This is a genomic window from Myroides odoratimimus (assembly GCF_001485415.1).
Taxonomy (GTDB): domain Bacteria; phylum Bacteroidota; class Bacteroidia; order Flavobacteriales; family Flavobacteriaceae; genus Flavobacterium; species Flavobacterium odoratimimum.
In genome coordinates this window covers 41,268-58,472 of sequence record NZ_BCMQ01000022.1, presented here as the reverse complement: position 1 = coordinate 58,472, position 17,205 = coordinate 41,268, and the positions used below count along the sequence as shown (strand labels likewise).

The following is a 17,205-nucleotide window of genomic DNA, read 5'->3' as shown; positions in this document are numbered from 1 at the left end:
TTCATATCTCTTTCATTAGCTCTAAAACCATACTATAGTATGCTTGTATCACTAATTCAGAGCTATTTTGTATAATTACTTTTCGTTTATCTGTCTATCACTGATTCTGGGTTTAATCAATTTTCTTTAAACTGGACTATCTCGCTTGCTGATTATAGTTGTATTTTTGTAAGAAATAATTTAAGAAGCACAGATGTATATTTTCCTTGTCTTATGGAAGTAAATAGACAAGAGTATAGAAGTGTTTTCTCATTTCATTATCATGACAAATAACACAATAGAACCTCATATTATATCCATACAGAGTACTGTCTCTACTGGGTATGTGGGGAATAACTCAGCTAGTTTTGCTATACAGCTTCACGGAATTAATTGTGTAGCGATGCCTACCATTCTTTTATCAAGTCACACAGACAAGCCTGTTTATTATGGAGAGGCTGTACCTAAAGAATTATTCGAAAAGCTGGCTCGTGGAGTATTAGAAATTAACACGGCACAACTTACGCAGTATGTAGTAAGTGGGTACTTAAAAAGCAAAGAGATAATAGATGCGACAGCACAGTTCATTAAGCAATTAAAAGTACAGCATACCATCACCTATATCTATGACCCAGTGTTTGGAGATACGCGTACAGATGGGTTGTATATACCTAAAGAGCAGGCAGATTATTCTAAAGAACGATTATTAGCGCTAAGTGATATCTTGACTCCTAATCACTTCGAATTAGAATACCTTTTAGGCAAACGTATAACGAATGAGCAAGAACTACTAGAAGCAGTACAGACAGATGAGGTATTGTCTTCTAAAATCATTGTTTTGACTACAGCCGAAATGAAAGAGAATATTAATCATCAAGTAGAAGTCATCTTGATTCATCAAGGTAAGTTGACTCATTTTTATGCTGATAATATACCTGTAGAAGTAGTAGGAACGGGAGATTTATTCACAGGTACACTTGCTGCACAGCTGACGAAGGGGCGTACCATAGAAGTAGCTATACAGACTAGTATGAACTTCTTGTCTGAAGTATTGAGATATGTTCATGAGCATGGATTGAAAGAGATGAATGCTATGGCTATCCTACAAGCACAAGATGTACTGGCAGTAAAGTATTAATAAAACACAAAGGCAGTACGTTAATATTTCATACTGCCTTTCTTATTTATTACTAACTACTTAGAGTTTATGTATGTGATAGCGAAGCTACCATGGTCTTCTGATCAAAGAATAAGTCTATTAGCTCTTTTGTCACCATCAGCGTGATATCGTCATCTTCTTTATATAAGCTATAAGTAGCTTGTTCTATCTCAGGGCTAAACGCAAAATAGATAGTCTGTGTCTCTTCTGTACAACATGCATCTATTATCGCATCGAGTTGTTTGACATTGTGATCTCTTTGATAAATAGAATAGATTGTCAGTTCGCTTTCTTCTTGCTCATAGATAATAATGGCATCCAATGTTTTGCTGTAGTAAATAGAGTTTTTAAAACCAAAATCTAAATTAGCATAACAATAAAAGAAAGCCAACCCTACATTTTTAGTATTTAGCCTATTATAGGTATATCCATTTTTGACATATTCTTCAAATAGGGCAAGCGATGTAGGATTGTCTAAATCTAATTTCTCTAAACTCGATAGAGTAGAAGGTTTTGTATTCACCTTGAGTGTAGCTTGATATTCTTCTACAGGTACATACCCAAATTTTGGGTAGAAGTCCAGTACTGTATCATTTGCAAACAAGAAGTAACCTGTTACGATGTCTTTATATTCTGCTTCTATATATTCTAATAAGAACCTTGATAAACCGTTATTTTGATAGGCAGGGTCTGTCATCACAGTACCTAATTGTCCTGTTTTATACGTTTTATTATCTTTCGTTATTTCGAATAGGCTTAAAGTTGTATGTGCTACTATTTTATCTTCTTGGAATAAAGAAAACACGATACAATCCTCTCCCCAATATCCCGATTGGTAGTATCCTTCAAAGTCAAACTCCCACACCTCCTGACACATTCTATTGAACTCTTTTCGTTTTTGTTCATCATCTTGATAGTTGATATATAAGGTATAAGATGTGTCTTTTATAATTACTGATTTACTGATCATATTTCTTTTTTATTTGGTGCAAAGTTCTGAATAAGACCTTGTTTATCTATTGACAGTATTGTTTTGTAAATGTGCAATAAGTTGTTTTTATTGTTAACTTTGACTTATTAACTACTGTGTGATGAGTCAGCATTTCCCTATTCAGATTATAACATCGGATCGTATTATTCCTTCTTTATTCTCTACTACCACATATAGAGAGAAAGGAATATTGTTGTCTTATTGTATGGAGGGAAGTAATGAGCTCAAAGTTGACAACCAAACAGAGATGTTCTCTGTAGGTTCTCTATTGACAGTATTTCCACAGCGTTTGTTCTCTATTCCTACTACAGAAAACAAGGGGAAGTATCTATGTGTGTTGTTTGATCTGGATAGTATAAAGGATCTTATTCTACCTACTAATTATCAGTTTTTAAATGAGTTGGTCAGACATCCTATTATTCATCTGAATGAGGGGGATCAAAAAGTGTTTATAGATTACTATCAGTTGTTGTTGGCCAATCGCAGTACAGATGCATCTGTGTTTTATCCTGATGCGATGAAGTATTTACTGTATTCTTTAATCGCTCATATCAACCGATTCTATGAACAAGATGAGGTAAAGTTGAAGCCAAGTTCGAAGAAAGAAACAACTGTTTTTAGACTGTATAATTTGGTTCATCAGCATTATTTAGCTGAGCGCACAGTACAGTTCTACGCTGATCAACTAAAGCTCACTCCTAAGTATCTAACGACTTTGGTACGCAGGCAGACGGGCAAGACAGTCTCTTCGATTATTAATGAACTAGTACTCACTCAAGCGCAGTCTTACCTTATCGCAACGGATAAACCTATCTACACAATAGCTGAAGAGCTTCATTTCTTAGATGCGACTAGCTTCTGTCGTTATTTTAAAAAATCTACAAGTCTATCTCCCTTGGCATATAGACGAGCACATCTATAAGCACTCAGTTTAGAAGGAAGTATATTCATTCTTTTAGGAGTAAACTTAGAAATGCTCTTGAGGCAATTTACTTTTTATATGGGGTTAATTCAATTTTATTTGAAGTAGAATCTTCAGTGAATTTTTGCAGCAGATCAGAGGAGAATAGGAGGAGAGTAAAAGAATATTTCTTGGACAAATAACCTTTCTAGTCCACCATTCTCGGGTTATTGTCCTTGTATTGTCGAAGGAAATCAAATGAAGGTCTGTATTCACTAGGGTTAAGAGCTGTTTTATGTTTTCATAGATTTGATGTTGTTTTGGTTTAATATATTGATATATAGTGCTTTAATTATTTTTATATGCAAAAAAAATGTACCTCTTTTTTAAAATATTGATGTGATAGAAGCTGTTTTTAGGGTGTTTTTGAAAAAAAGTGAGTATATAAAATATTTTAAAGCCGTTTTTAGAACGCTTTTTAAGTGAAAAATAAAAAGAATGAAATGCTTTTTTTAATGTTTTGTTGTAGAAGGAATACTGGGCTTATCAAAAATAGGGAGTGAGCTCTAAAACAATTTTTAAATAAAATGAAGTTTAGGAAGTTGTTCTAAATTATAGCAAAATAGGCAGTAAAGAATTGATAGTTATTTCGTTGAGATAAAAATTAATATCTTTGGGATATGAGTGAAGTGAGTAGAATACATTCTTTTAAACCTGTGGTGTTTGATGAGGCTAAAGTGTTGATATTGGGTACGATGCCGAGTATTAAATCGTTAGACTTTCAGGAGTATTACGGCAATAAGCAGAATGTGTTTTGGAAGATATTATTTAGTGTTTTTCGAGAAGAGTATAGTGATGTGTATAAGGATAAGCTCGATTTGCTTCAGCGAAAGGGGATAGCCTTATGGGATGTCTTGCAGTCTTGTGAACGCAAGAGTAGCTTAGACAGTGATATTACAGCAGAAGAAGCTAACGATATCAAGGGATTACTGATAGAATATCCCAATATCCGTACAATCGTCTTCTCTAGTCAAAAGGCAAGACAATATTTCGATAAATACATAGGGCAGATAGAGGGAGTATCTTTACTAACTTTACCTTCGCCGAGTGGAGCAAATGCAAGAATGAGTTTTCAAGAGAAAGTGGCTCATTGGCAAGAATTAAAAAATAAAGTATGAAACAGTTAAAAAAAGAACATATAGATTTCTTAGTGACGTTAAGTCAGAATAATAATAAACCTTGGTTTGCAGATCATAAGCCAGAGTTCGATAAATTATTCGCTGAGGTGAAGGCTTTCTTTAAAGTAGTACACGATGAGATGTTACAGCATGATAGTATAGACCTATTACACGTACATCGCATCTATAGAGATGTACGCTTCTCGAAGGACAAGACACCTTATAAAACTTATTTTGGACTGCATTTAGGACGTACTAAACCGATGCTTAGAGGAGGATATTATGTGAATATAGAGCCAGGTAGAAGTTTTGTAGGAGGTGGTTTTTGGGAGCCTAATAAGGAAGATTTATTGCGTATCCGCAAGGAGATCGCTATGGACGATAGTGAACTTCGTGAGATTATAGCAGAGGAGCAATTCCAACAGTATTTTGGAGAATTACAAGGGGAGGAACTAAAGACAGCTCCTAAGGGATTTGACAAGGAGCATCCCGCTATTGACTTATTGCGCAAGAAACAGTATCTCGTGATGCGTTCGTTCACCGATAAAGAGGTATTAGCACCTAATTTTAAAGAGGAAGTAATCAAGACATTTATAGCGATGAGATCATTGTTTGACTATATGTCAGATGTACTGACTACTGATGTGAATGGGGTGAGTCTGTATGAGTAGAGGATTTTTGTTAAGGTGTTTTTTTGTGAAACCGTTTAGTCTATCATATTAATCAATAGTATATGACGTATTCTAAGTATTTGGGGAATTTGATTCCTATTCAGTTTGCAAGTTGGAAGTTTGAGAATAAACTACAAATAGCAGATAGCATTTTTATTGATGTTATTTTGGATAACTATTTCTTAAGTGAAAACAATCAGTTAATTAGCCAAGTAGATTTATTTGTTGAACAAGTTCTTTCTAAACAATGGAAGGTTGATTTTGAAAGGTTTACTACCTACTTATATCATCAATTAATACTAAAGAAGGGGTATGCTTTTGATAAACAAAAATATATTTACACTACACCAGTAGAGGGTATATCTCCTCAGCAACTTTGGGATTGTTTAGATGTGGAAATTATCGTTTTATTGGATGAAGATGTAGAAGAATGGTCTATTAAATTTGATGTTTCAGGCTTTGATACCCATTTATCAGTACTGTTTACTGTAGATGGAAATTGGGTTTCACGAGACTTAAATGACAGTAGAACTCCTATAAAGACGGAGTATAAGTCACTCGATTTAGATTTAGAATTTTATTTTAGTGAAGATGTTTATGAATGGGTAAGTACTCGTTTTATATCTTCATTAGTATGGGGAATTCGTCGAGGGTGTCGTATCTCCATACAAGAAGGATTATTTGCAAGAGAAGGGATGGAGGCGAGAATAATAAATTGTATAAAGAAATATGAGCAGAAGAATAAAAATGAGATTTATGTAGCTGTTATGAGCGCTTTGGAGGAATCTTTTAATGTAGCTTGGCAAGACTATAATGAGGAGTATGAAAAGGATTTTGTATTAGAAAAAGCTAATGTGAATAGAGAATTATTATGGCAATTAGTTGCGCCACCTAATAGTGTAAGAATAGTATTAAACGCCAATGAACAACTTGTTTTTATTCACTATAATGATTGTTATTGGGAGGAAGAACATGGAATTCACTTTATATATAATGAACAATTAGATTTTCTTAGGATTGGCTTTGGTAGTGATTATTGGGAAGAAGAATAAAATTCATATAATAAAAAATGCTGACCATGGTCAGCATTTTTTGTTTTCAGTTTTCAGTTTTCAGTTTTCAGTTCTCTGTTCCCTGTTTTCTGTTTTCAGTTTATGGTTCCCTGTTCCCAGTTTCCAGTTCCCAGTTTTCTGTTTCTAGTTCTCTGTTCCCTTTATTCAGTTCCCTAAATTATTTAATAATCTGTACTTCGAACATTTTGTCCCAGTTTTTACCTGTTAGGAAGAATGTCTTAGTCTGTGGGTTATAAGCGATACCGTTCATTACATCTCTGTCTTCGTGATATGTAGTCAGGTTTACTAATTCGCTGAAGTCTATAACAGCTTCTATTGCTCCTGTTTGAGGATTGATTACAGCTACTGCATTTTGTGCGTAGAAGTTAGCATATATCTTACCATCTACCCATTCTAATTCATTAGCGTATGGAATAACATTCTTATCTGTATATACGCTTACTCTGTCTATTTCTTTAAATGTTTCTGGATCTAGTTTATAGATAAACTCAGAACCTGATGTCATATACAGGTGCTTACCATCATTCGTAAGTCCCCACCCTTCCATCTTCTGAAAATAAGGAAGTGTTTTTTCTTGTTCTAATGTTTCAGGGTTGAATACATAAGCTTCATTGTTTTGATAAGTTAGTTGGTATAGTTTACCATTTAAGATAGTACACCCCTCACCGAAGATCTCCATTGGTTGTTTGTGAATCTTGATGATTTTACCCGTTTTATAATCTACTTGGCGTACACTAGAGATTCCTTTCTTACCTGTTCCTCTTCCCGTGTTCGTTGTTCCTCCACCTTCGCCATTCCCCGTACTTTCGTATAAAATACCATTGTAGAATTCTAGACCTTGTGTATAGGCTTCTTGATCATGAGGATAAGTGTTTACTAATTTATAGCTGTAAAAAGCAGGTTCTTTTGGAGCTGTTATTTCTATATTCGTAGTGAATTCTTTATTCGAATTCTCAGCATAAGCAACAGCTTTAATCGTTGTTTTACCTAACTTTTGTTCACCTAAGTTTAGATTTAACACCTCATTTTTGATAGAAGTACCTACTTTTTTGTCGTTGAAGTAATAAATTACAGAGTCTACTTGCGCATTTTCGGTAGTTTTTAGACTCAGTTTTATGTCTTCATTTCCCTTATATAGCTGTTTTAGATGAGTAGTATCAATAGATAAAACATTTTTTTCTAAATTTTTTTTGTTTGAACAGCTTATAAAAGCTACTCCTAATGCTAACGGAACTAGAATGTTATATTTTTTCATTGTCATTTTTTAATTTGATACAATATACAAATCTAATGCGAATAGTTGAAAAAGCTTGGAAAAATAAAAAACCGTTGTATATTTGCAGTGGCAAGTCCTACACGACCAGCTCCCTCTTAATCCTCCAGGGTGGGAACGCAGCAAAGGTCCGAGGTTGTAGCGGTGCGATGTAGGTAGCTTGCCATTTTTTTCTTAATTGTAGATCTCCGTGTTGGAGATTTTTTTTTGCCCTAAAGTTTTTTCCTTTTCCTTTGAATATCATTGTTGGAGAGGTACGATTTTTGTTATTTTTGTATAAAAAATTTGTTTTGAAGAAGATAACAATTAAAATAGGTAAGGTACTGGGCTGGTTCTTACTTAGTTTATTTCTAATATTACTACTTCTTATCGTTGCGATACAGATACCTGCTGTCCAGAATAAGGTGAAGGATTTTGCAATCACCTTTGTACAGGATAAGATAGGTACCCCTGTGTCCTTAGATAGGATAGAGATTGCCTTTCCTAAAAAAATAGTAGTTAAGAACCTTTATGTTGAGTCTCAACAGAAGGATACTTTGTTATATACTAATTATCTAGGTGTAGATATTAGCTTATTTGCCCTCCTGAAGAGCTCTGTCAATGTCAATAGTGTTCAGTTAGATGGACTAAAGACAGATGTTAAACGCGATAGTCTAGGACGCTTTAACTTTGATTATATCATCGAAGCCTTCGCTTCAGAGGAAGAGGAGGATAAAGAGGACAGTAGCTCTATAGCTATAGATGTAGGTGAGATAAGTCTTAGCGATATCCAGGTGAAGTATAATGATGATTATGATGGTCATCACGTCTCATTTGGGTTAAAGAGATTTATTACGCGTTTTAAACAATTTGATTTAGAGCAGATGAAATTTGCTATTCCTAAGATTGCGATTGCAGGAATAGACTTAAATTATAAAAAAGAATTGCCTTCTCAGGCTTCTATTGAGGCAGCACAGTTAGTGGTAGAGCCGATAGAGGAAGAGTCAAATACTTCTGTGATGCCTGTAGTAGATTTAGGTACTATAGAGTGGACAGATAGTAATATCGTTTTTGAGGATAAGGAGAGCAAGTTATATGCTAATCTTGCATTAGGAGCTTTTAAAACTACATTTGAGCAAATTGATTTAAAGAATCAACAGATTGATTTAAAAGAGATCCGTCTAGATGATACTAAGGCTGTTGTTCATTTATTTCCTACAACGATTAAGGCAACACCACCCGTAACAGAAGAGGAGACTGCTCCTGTAGTGGATGAATCTGCTCCATGGAAGCTAGGGATAAAGGAGTTTGCCCTTAACTCTATTGATGTCAAGTTTGACAACGATAACGTTAAGGCATTGACCTTTGGGTTAGACCCTAATCATATTGCATTTACAGATATTAACTTTGATTTAAAAGATTTTCAGTTTTCGCCTAATGTGATCAGAGGAAATTTAGAAGGTTTTTCTTTTAAAGAAAAGAGTGGATTGCAATTAGATAAGTTCAAAACTTATTTTCTATACGGGGATCAAACTACTTTCATTAAAGACTTTATTTTAGAAACCCCTAACTCTAAGTTTGACGCTAATGTAACATTGAATTATAAAGATGTGAATAAGTTGTCAGAGCATTTAGAGGATACTTCTGTGGATGTATTGATCAAAGAGTCTCATCTAGGATTAAGAGATGTATATCTAGCTATGCCTACTGTTTTTGAAGAGGCTGGACTAACAAGTTTAACGAATAAAAACTTAGCTGTAGACATTAAAGCAAAAGGTGTAGTAGGAGATTTGTCTATCGAACAGTTTTTACTAACTGGATTACAGTCTACAACTATTAATGTGGTTGGGAATATAAAAGGAGCGACTACTCCAGAAAAAGCGATAGTAGATTTAAAACTGAATAAATTTCAGACTTCTGCTAAGGATATCTTTAACATCGCACCGAAAGGGTTGTTGCCAACGAATATAGAGATTCCTTCGCACTTATCACTATCAGGTAATGTAAAGGGAGGAATGAAGGCAATACAGTCTCAATTAGCCCTTAAAACGACTTCAGGTAATGCAGATGTAAAAGCGTTCTTTGATCAACGCATAAAAGGAAAAGAGAAGTATTCTTTAATAGCCAATATCAATGAACTAAAATTAGGTCAAATCTTAAAGAATGACTCTATTGGTACACTATCGATGTCTGCTTCTGTAAGTGGGATAGGGCTAGACCCAAAAAATATAAACGCAAAAGGAAATATCAATGTTTTAAAAGCAGAGTATAGCGGGTATAGTTATAACAATATTGAAGTAGATGGAGCCATTGAGGATGGGAAATATACTGTTCATTCTATTAACAATGATCCTAATCTAAACTTTGCATTAGATGCTAGTGGGCTGTGGACAGATAAGGGAATTAGCTTAGACTTATTGGCTGATTTTAAAAATATTGATTTATATAAATTAAGTATAGAAGAAGCTCCGGCTAGTTTTAAAGGAACGATAGAAGGGAAACTAGCTAATATTATGCCTGATGATCTGGATGGTATAGTGTCTTTAAGAGGACTGTCCTATATGTCTGCTTCTAGGGCATATAATCTACAACCGATAGAGATCGTTGCGACGAGTAAGGATACTCATAGATCATTAGGACTGACTTCTGAACTAATAGACTTCAATATGCAAGGAGAGTATAAAATCACTCAACTAGCAGATGAATTAATGAAGACAATAGATGTCTATTATGCAATAGAAGAGCCTAAAAAAGAAATTGCTACAAAGACTGTAACTGAACAAAATGGAGCAGAGGAAAAGGAGCAAGATAAAAACTACTTTACGTATAAACTCTTGGTTAAGGAGAGTTCGGTTATTCACTCTGTGGTACCTGATCTAAAAGAATTAAAACCAATAGAGGTGTCAGGTAAGTATGATGCGAGTACTGATTATATCAGTTTAAAAGGCTTGATACCCTTAGTAATCTACGGAGAAAATGAGATTAATAATATTGCCTTAGAATTAAAACCTGTCAATGAAGCATTAACTTATGGGCTGTCTGTAGAAAGAGTGGCGAATGCTAGTGTGGCGCTTAGAAGAGTATCATTAGAAGGGGGAATAAAAGATAATACGATTAGTTATAATCTGAGCTTAAAGGATAAATTAGATGCTGTGTGTTATCTTATCGCTGGAGATGTTCGTGCTGAGAATGGAGATATGATAGCAAGATTATATCCAGATGGTTTTATACTAGATTATCAAAAGTGGGTAGTCAAACCAGAGAATAGATTTGTATTAAAACCGGAAGGGTTTTATGTGAAGGACTTTAAATTATCACATGAGGATAGTGCTTTAGTTATTGAGTCTAAGGACGAAGTAGCCAATAGTCCAATGAGAATATTGTTTAATGATTTTAGTATTGAGATGTTGACTAAGATGGTTAAGAAAGATGTTCTGTTGGCTAGTGGATTTATTGACGGTGAGGTGTATTTAAAAGATTTAGCTACAGACTTTAGATTTATATCAGATATTGACATTTCTAAGTTACAGGTGATGGAGATAGGGTTAGGTGACTTACACGTAGGAGTGAAGAATGAGAGTGCGAGTAAGTTTATAACTGATATTACTTTACAAGGAGGTGAGAATAAGATATCTATAGACGGATGGGCTGATGCTGATACTCAGGAGATGGATATGAATGTGAACTTGGCTAAGTTCCAAATGGCAGCGATAGAGTATTTTGCAAAAGATCAGTTGTCTAAGGCAGAAGGCTTTTTCTCAGGTAATCTAAAAATAGGCGGCAAGTTTACAGATCCTAAAATATTAGGAGCTATGAACTTTAATGATGTTGGATTCCATGTGAATGATTTAAATGCTGATTTTAGAAAGATTAACGAAAAGATTTCTTTTACAAACAGAGGGATAGAATTAGATAAGTTTAGTATCACAGATACAGATGGAAATCTATTAGTGGTAGATGGTCAGGTACTTACTAAGTCATATCAAGATTTTGCTTTTAATCTGAGTATTAAGGCAGTTGATTTTAAAGCAGTGAACTCTACATCTAAAGATAATGAGATGTATTATGGTAAATTGGTTTTTGACAGTGATATAAAGATCAAAGGAGATTTAAACAAGCCTGTTGTTACTGGAGGTATTGAGATAGGTAAGAAAACCGATTTCTCATTTGTATTACCACAAGAAGATCCTAGTATAGCAGATAGAGAAGGTATTGTGGAGTTCGTAGATCAGCACAGCTTACAATTGGCTGAAATGCAGAAGTATGAAGAGGATTTTAACAACTCAGCGTTGAAAGGACTAGATGTTTCTGTTTCGATTAAAGTAGATAAAGAGGCTAGTTTTACGATGATTATGGATAAGTCAAGTGGAGATAAAATTATCTTAAAAGGAGAAGCAGATTTAGTTGGAGGGATTGATCCGTCTGGTAAAGTAACATTGTCTGGAAGATATGAGTTCTCTCAAGGTTCTTATGATTTGTCATTTAACATGATGAAGAGAAAATTCGAAATTCAGAAAGGAAGTTATATTATCTGGGCAGGTGATCCTACAGACGCTAACCTTCACTTAACGGCAATCTATGAGACGAAGACAGCTCCAATAGATCTATTAGGAAATCAGCTAAGCAGTCTATCTCCTACACAACAAAATATGTATAAGCAGAAGATACCATTCCAAGCATTATTAAAGATGGAAGGCGAATTACTGAAGCCTGAAATATCTTTTGATGTACAGTTAAAAGAAGGAATTACAAGTGTATCTGGAGATGTGCTAAGCAATACAAAGACGAAGTTAGAACAGTTAAGACAGAATGAGTCTGAACTAAATAAGCAAGTATTTGCGTTGTTGTTATTAAATAGGTTTATCGGTGAGAATCCATTTGAGAGTAGCGCAGGAGGAATGAGTGCAGGGTCTATGGCTAGACAGAGTGTGAGTAGATTACTATCAGATCAATTGAATAACTTAGCAGGTAACTTAATCGCAGGTGTAGAACTTAACTTTAACTTAGAATCATCAGAAGATTATTCTTCAGGAAGTAAAGAGAATAGAACAGATTTAAATGTAGCAGTGTCAAAACGCTTATTCTCTGATCGACTAAAAGTAACAGTAGGAAGTAGTTTCGAAGTAGAAGGAAATGCCCGTCAGAATGAACAGGCAGCTAACATAGCAGGAGATATTGAATTAGAATATGCCTTGTCAAAAGATGGTAGATACTTAATGAAAGTGTATAGAAAGAACCGCTATGAAGTAGCTCTTCAAGGACAAATCGTAGAGACAGGAGTCGGGTTTATAATAACGATGAGTTATGAGAGATTCCGCGAATTATTTGAACGTAGTAAAGATAAAAGACAATTAAAAAAGCAATTAAGAGATGAAGCTAAAGCAGAGTAAAATATATAATGGATTAGCGGGATGTCTTGGACTATTATTTATATTCTCATGTAACACAACTCGTCATTTGGCAGAAGATGAGTATCTGTATTCTGGAGGGAAAATAGTGATTAACAGTGATTCATTATCTAAGTCTCAAAAGTCTGAGATGAATGATGAACTCCATGGTTTGCTACGTCCTATTCCTAATGCGACACTGTTAGGTATGCATCCTAAATTGTTTTTTTATAACCTAGCAGGGGATCCAGAAAAAAGTAATAAAGTGCGTCGATGGATGCGAAACAAGTTAGGTGAACCACCTGTATTATTCGATCAAGTAGATATGGAGAACAATAAGGCTATTCTATCTAATCGATTAGAGAATCAAGGGTACTTCAATGTAGATGTGACTTATGATACACTTCAACCAAGTGATAAGAAGAAAGGAGCAGAGTATACGGTAATCCCTGGTGAGCAATATAAAATACGTGAGTTTACCTTTGCAAAGGATTCTACAGGTATCAAACAAGAGCTGTCTAAAGCGATGCCCTATACAAGATTGAAAAAAGGAAGAGCTTATGACTTAGATGTTATTAAAGATGAACGTACTAGATTTGATAATTATTTAAAAAATAAAGGATATTATTACTTCAGTGCAGATAACTTATTAGTGCAGGTAGATAGTAGTGTAGGACATCATCAGGTCGACTTAGCTTTAAAGATTAAAGAGAATACACCTAAGTTAGCATTAGAGCCTTATACGATAGATAATATTTATATATTTTCTGATTATGTGCTGTCTGATACGAACTATATGCAGGCTCTTGACTCAGCACAAGTATATAAAGATTTTAAAATAGTAGATCCTAAAGGAAAGTTTAAATCGTCTATTTACGATAGAGCGATTCACTTAAAACATGGAGATACCTATAACAGAAATGATCATAACTTATCTTTAAATAGGTTAGTGAGTTTAGGTGTTTTTAAGTTTGTGAAGAATCAGTTCGAGATATCAGATAGTTTAAATCATAAATTAAACGCTTATTACTTCTTAACTCCTGATAATCCTAAGGCTATTAGACTTGAGTTGTTAGGGAAGATGAACTCAGCTAGTTATAATGGAGCAGAGTTAAACTTGAACTGGAGCAATAAGAACTTTATGAAAGGAGCTGAGGTGTTCTCTGTGTCTGCTTATGGTGGGGCAGATTTCCAAATGTCATCGGCTAATAATGGGTATAATGTATATAAGGTAGGTCTTGAAACTAGTCTGACTTGGCCTAAGATTATATCTCCATTTAATCTACAATCGACTAGTGCTTATATCCCTAAGACACGTGCTATTCTTGGGGGAGAATATTTGGAACGTAGCCAATTGTATTCATTGCAGTCTTTTAAAGCTTCTTGGGGATATCTCTGGAAAGAGAGTGCTTTTAGAGAGCATGATTTGAAAGTATTTGATATTAACTATGTAAAACCTGGGCATGTCACAGATTACTATAAGGAGTATGCAGCTGGTAATCCGTCGCTGGAGAGAGTATTAGATAAGCAGCTGACCTTTGGTCCTACTTATACCTATACTTATACAAATACTAGTAAGAAATTTAAAAAAGGGACAATATACTATCGTGGAGGATTAGATCTGTCTGCTAATATCACAGGATTATTAATGGGGGCTAATGTGGATAAGGATAAGGAAAAAAGTTTGATAGGTGTTCCATTTAGTCAATATATAAAAACAGAACACGACTTTAGACATTACCTAAGACTAAGTAAAACTTCACAGTTAGTGAGTAGAATACACGCAGGTATAGGGATAGCTTATGGAAATTCTAAACAAATGCCTTATACAAAGCAGTTTTATGTAGGAGGGTCAAATAGTATTAGAGCGTTTAGAGCACGTACTTTAGGACCAGGTTCATTCAATCCAGAGATTAACAATGCTAAATTTATACCAGATCAATCGGGAGATATGTTGTTAGAAATGAACTTAGAGTACCGAAAAAAACTATTTAGTATTGTACATGGTGCATTGTTTGTTGATGCTGGGAATATCTGGAATCTAAACGATGTATCAGATCGACCTGGAGGTAAGTTCAGTGGTGACTTTTTAAATGAGTTAGCAATTGGAGCAGGAGCAGGATTGCGATTTGATGTTACATTCTTAGTTCTTCGTTTTGATTTTGCATTTCCATTGCGCGTACCATATCATGCATCAGGTGAACGCTGGGTAATAGATGATATCAATTTTGGAAGTAGTAGATGGCGAAAAGATAACCTAATGTTTAACTTCGCTATTGGGTATCCTTTCTAATATGTGTGGAAACAATACACAAAAAACTCCCCATCTTTTCCTATTGTGGAAAGTTGGGGAGTTTTTTTTTAATTCGCATAATGTGTTGAATATAAAATAGATATATGAATAGGTCTTATGCCTATTAGGTTTGGCATGGTTTTGTATATATACTATTACAGTAAGGTGTTATAAAAAAAGTAAAGAAGTTGAAAAACTTCCTGCTTTTGAAAAAGAAAATTTAAGTGTTTATTTAAAAGTTATGTTATCGAGAGATAACAAGTTAGATCGTTAGTAAGGTGAAGAAGAGAAATCTTCAGGTGAACAGGGAGCTTAGGCTCCCTTTTGCTGTTTATATAGGTTAATTTTATATCGTAATTGGGAATGAATAATAAAAAGTATAAATTTGCAAGAAGCACATAAAAAATAAAAATATGAGTCACAAGATTCTGGTTATAGATGATGATGTTCCTTTCTGCGAAATGCTAAAAACTTTTTTATCTAAAAAAGGGTATATAGTTTCGAATGCATTTAGTAGTACAGAAGCAGAACAGTGTATTGATGAAGAGTGCTATGATATTGTCCTTACAGATGTTAGACTACCTGATAGTAATGGTTTAGAATTACTTAAATATATAAAATCAAAATGTAGAACTTCACAAGTTATTTTAATGACAGGATATACTGAAATTAAAACAGCTGTGAATGCAATGAAGTTAGGAGCATTCGATTATGTAGCAAAGCCAATAAACCCAGATGAGATACTGTTGACAATCAAACAAGCTCTCGAAAGAAAAGCAAGTGTGGAAAGTGGTGAGCCTTTAAAATCAAAAACTAAATCTACTGTAGTAAAAGATGTAGAGAATGCAGAAGAGCAAGTGGAAGAGGTAGAGTATGTAAGAGGCGAAAGTAATGTGTCTAAACAATTACATGAATACATTGATCTAGTAGCACCTACTAATATGTCTGTTTTGATTATAGGTGATAGCGGTACAGGTAAAGAAAATATAGCACATTCTATTCACTTAAAAAGCAAGCGTAAGGATAAACCATATATTGCAGTAGATTGTGGTGCAATCCCTAAGGATTTGGCTTCTAGTGAGTTTTTTGGACACATTAAGGGATCTTTTACAGGAGCTGTTACGGATAAGGTAGGGCACTTTGAGGCTGCTAATGGAGGAACTATATTCCTAGATGAGGTAGGTAACTTATCTTATGAGGTACAGGTGCAACTATTAAGAGCGCTTCAAGAACGCAAAGTAAAACCTGTGGGAAGTAGTAATGAAATAGATGTAGATATTAGAGTTATTGCTGCAACTAATGAGGATTTGCCAAAGGCTGTAAGAGAAGGAGAATTTAGAGAAGATTTATATCATCGCTTAAATGAGTTTGGTATTGTAGCTCCTAGATTAGCGGATAGAGGTGCAGATATATTGATGTTTGCGATGCATTTCTTAAACGAGTCTAATATTGAACTTGAGAAAAAAGTAAAGAAATTCTCTTCTGAGGTAGAGTGTATCTTTTTAACTTATGATTGGCCAGGAAACTTAAGAGAGATGAAGAATATCATTAAAAGATCAGTTCTCTTGACTCGTGGAGAGATTATAGAAAAAGATGTACTACCACAAGAGATTCTCGTGCCAAAATCAGAAGCGATTAAAGCTAGTGTAAGTAGTGAAACTGCAGAGGATGATCTCAAGTTATTCTCTTCTAGAAATGAAGAACAAGCTATTCGTACTGCATTAGAAAAAGTTAAGTTTAATAAAACTAAGGCTGCACAGGTATTGGGAATCGATAGAAAAACATTGTACAATAAAATGAAATTGTATAATATTGAATTATAAAATTTAAAGGTGTTGAAGATAATTCAACACTTTTTTTATTCAATGATAGGGTTAATATAAAGTAGAGATATGCTTAAAGTTTAAGTATATCTCTACTTTTCTTTTTACCTTTGCTTTAAATAAGAGAAGTATAGAATATGGATATAAAAACGCTAATACATCATAATTTAGATGAGTTATTTTATTTAGCTGATAAAAAGGAAATTCTAAATACAGACTTGGTCGTGAAGATTGGAGCTTATGTAGGAGCTGCTGTATTAAGAGGGAGATATGCAGATCAGAAAGAAGTTACTTTAGAAGAGGTAAACGGAGTGTTTGGTATTATAGGAGATTTTTGTAAAGAGAGTTTTGGAGGAAGAAGTTTCTCTAAAACACATTTTAAAAAGATGACAACCTTATCTCTTGAATTAATTCAAGAAACAACGTTTGATGCTGATGTTGAAGAATTCATTGCATCACTGAGAAGCTAAGAGAGATCTATGATATAATTTTAAAAGC

Annotated in this window: 11 protein-coding genes and 1 other RNA gene; 10 read left to right on the top strand and 2 right to left on the bottom strand. The window is 34.3% G+C overall.

What is annotated here, in order from left to right:
* Window positions 1-262 precede the first annotated feature (262 nt).
* The gene (gene pdxY, locus MODO_RS15270; RefSeq protein WP_006256755.1) at window positions 263-1,117 is read left to right on the top strand and encodes a pyridoxal kinase; all 855 of its coding nucleotides are present in this window, start codon (window positions 263-265) and stop codon (window positions 1,115-1,117) included.
* 67 nt (window positions 1,118-1,184) lie between these two features.
* Here the strand turns inward: pdxY and MODO_RS15265 are convergent, their stop codons facing one another.
* Entirely contained in the window at window positions 1,185-2,108 is a 924-nt protein-coding gene (locus tag MODO_RS15265) for a GNAT family N-acetyltransferase (protein ID WP_006256754.1), read from the bottom strand.
* A 121-nt stretch (window positions 2,109-2,229) separates the two neighbouring features.
* Between MODO_RS15265 and MODO_RS15260 the strand changes: the two genes are divergently transcribed.
* The 4 genes from MODO_RS15260 (at window position 2,230) to MODO_RS15245 (ending at window position 5,931) form a co-directional block, all read left to right on the top strand.
* Window positions 2,230-3,051, top strand: coding sequence for a helix-turn-helix domain-containing protein (locus MODO_RS15260; RefSeq protein WP_006256753.1), 822 nt, complete (start codon window positions 2,230-2,232; stop codon window positions 3,049-3,051).
* A gap of 659 nt (window positions 3,052-3,710) precedes the next feature.
* Window positions 3,711-4,208, top strand: a complete 498-nt coding sequence (locus tag MODO_RS15255) for a DNA-deoxyinosine glycosylase (protein WP_006256752.1) — start codon at window positions 3,711-3,713, stop codon at window positions 4,206-4,208.
* The gene (locus MODO_RS15250; protein WP_006256751.1) at window positions 4,205-4,879 is read left to right on the top strand and encodes a DUF2461 domain-containing protein; all 675 of its coding nucleotides are present in this window, start codon (window positions 4,205-4,207) and stop codon (window positions 4,877-4,879) included. The genes MODO_RS15255 and MODO_RS15250 overlap by 4 nt, the downstream gene beginning before the upstream one ends.
* Window positions 4,880-4,941: 62 nt before the next feature.
* Window positions 4,942-5,931, top strand: coding sequence for a DUF6985 domain-containing protein (locus MODO_RS15245; protein WP_006256749.1), 990 nt, complete (start codon window positions 4,942-4,944; stop codon window positions 5,929-5,931).
* 178 nt (window positions 5,932-6,109) lie between these two features.
* Here the strand turns inward: MODO_RS15245 and MODO_RS15240 are convergent, their stop codons facing one another.
* Window positions 6,110-7,207, bottom strand: coding sequence for a glutaminyl-peptide cyclotransferase (locus MODO_RS15240; RefSeq protein WP_006256747.1), 1,098 nt, complete (start codon window positions 7,205-7,207; stop codon window positions 6,110-6,112).
* Window positions 7,208-7,295: 88 nt separating this feature from the next.
* On the opposite strand from MODO_RS15240, the gene ffs reads away from it, so the two are divergent.
* From ffs to MODO_RS15220, 5 genes are all read left to right on the top strand, one after another.
* An RNA gene (gene ffs / locus MODO_RS18915) (signal recognition particle sRNA small type) lies at window positions 7,296-7,394 on the top strand.
* A gap of 121 nt (window positions 7,395-7,515) precedes the next feature.
* Entirely contained in the window at window positions 7,516-12,594 is a 5,079-nt protein-coding gene (locus tag MODO_RS15235) for a translocation/assembly module TamB domain-containing protein (protein WP_006256746.1), read from the top strand.
* Window positions 12,575-14,884 carry a translocation and assembly module lipoprotein TamL gene (tamL, locus tag MODO_RS15230; RefSeq protein WP_006256745.1) on the top strand — a complete coding sequence of 770 codons (2,310 nt, stop codon included), beginning with the start codon at window positions 12,575-12,577 and terminating at the stop codon, window positions 14,882-14,884. Before MODO_RS15235 ends, tamL begins: the two co-directional genes overlap by 20 nt.
* Window positions 14,885-15,297: 413 nt before the next feature.
* Window positions 15,298-16,707: a sigma-54-dependent transcriptional regulator gene (locus MODO_RS15225; RefSeq protein WP_006256744.1), complete on the top strand. Its 1,410-nt coding sequence runs from the start codon at window positions 15,298-15,300 to the stop codon at window positions 16,705-16,707.
* A 137-nt stretch (window positions 16,708-16,844) separates the two neighbouring features.
* Complete coding sequence (locus tag MODO_RS15220) at window positions 16,845-17,177, top strand: hypothetical protein (RefSeq protein WP_006256743.1); 333 nt, start codon at window positions 16,845-16,847, stop codon at window positions 17,175-17,177.
* Window positions 17,178-17,205 lie beyond the last annotated feature (28 nt).

Coding starts and splice junctions, on each gene's coding strand:
- MODO_RS15260 (WP_006256753.1), top strand. CDS start 2,230: ATGAGTCAGCATTTCCCTATTCAGATTATAACATCGGATCGTATTATT.
- MODO_RS15245 (WP_006256749.1), top strand. CDS start 4,942: ATGACGTATTCTAAGTATTTGGGGAATTTGATTCCTATTCAGTTTGCA.
- pdxY (WP_006256755.1), top strand. CDS start 263: ATGACAAATAACACAATAGAACCTCATATTATATCCATACAGAGTACT.
- MODO_RS15265 (WP_006256754.1), bottom strand. CDS start 2,108: ATGATCAGTAAATCAGTAATTATAAAAGACACATCTTATACCTTATAT.
- MODO_RS15225 (WP_006256744.1), top strand. CDS start 15,298: ATGAGTCACAAGATTCTGGTTATAGATGATGATGTTCCTTTCTGCGAA.
- tamL (WP_006256745.1), top strand. CDS start 12,575: ATGAAGCTAAAGCAGAGTAAAATATATAATGGATTAGCGGGATGTCTT.
- MODO_RS15240 (WP_006256747.1), bottom strand. CDS start 7,207: ATGAAAAAATATAACATTCTAGTTCCGTTAGCATTAGGAGTAGCTTTT.
- MODO_RS15250 (WP_006256751.1), top strand. CDS start 4,205: ATGAAACAGTTAAAAAAAGAACATATAGATTTCTTAGTGACGTTAAGT.
- MODO_RS15220 (WP_006256743.1), top strand. CDS start 16,845: ATGGATATAAAAACGCTAATACATCATAATTTAGATGAGTTATTTTAT.
- MODO_RS15255 (WP_006256752.1), top strand. CDS start 3,711: ATGAGTGAAGTGAGTAGAATACATTCTTTTAAACCTGTGGTGTTTGAT.